General features: G+C 67.5%; 1 pseudogene. It reads left to right on the top strand.

The window, feature by feature from the left end:
- Window positions 1-502 (top strand): annotated as a pseudogene (locus CVV76_RS24450) (chemotaxis protein CheB); the annotation flags it as partial.

The raw sequence follows: 502 nt of genomic DNA, 5'->3' as shown, positions 1-502 counted from the left end.
CTCGACCCGGCCGAGCAGGGCCAGGCCTTCGCCCAGGCGATCGCCCGCCCCGGCCTGCGCGAGGCGGTCTCGGCGCTGATCCGCGAGGCCGCGAACGACAATGCCCGCAAGATCGCCCGCGACGTCGAGGTCGTAAGCGAGCTGGGAAGGCAGAAGGTCGACGTGCTGGCCGACCCGCTGCCCGACGACACCATCCTGATCGTGTTCCGCGACCGCGCCCCGTTCGAGCCGATCGACGGCGACGAGTTCGAGGCGCTGGTGCCCTCGGAAAGCCATGTCCAGGTGCTCGAGCAGGAGCTGCGCGCCACCCGCACCCGCCTGCGCACCACGGTCGAGGAACTGGAGACCGCGAACGAGGAGCTGAAATCCTCGAACGAGGAAATGATGTCGATGAACGAGGAGCTCCAGTCCACGAACGAGGAGCTGGCCACCGTCAACGACGAGCTGAAGTCGAAGGTCGAGGAGCTCTCGACCGCCAATGCCGACCTGCGCAACTTCTTCG

Origin of the sequence: Acidimangrovimonas sediminis (genome assembly GCF_002871005.1) — a bacterium.
Lineage (GTDB): Bacteria > Pseudomonadota > Alphaproteobacteria > Rhodobacterales > Rhodobacteraceae > Acidimangrovimonas > Acidimangrovimonas sediminis.
Note: the sequence above shows the minus strand (reverse complement) of the source record. Positions and strands in the feature narration are given on the sequence as shown.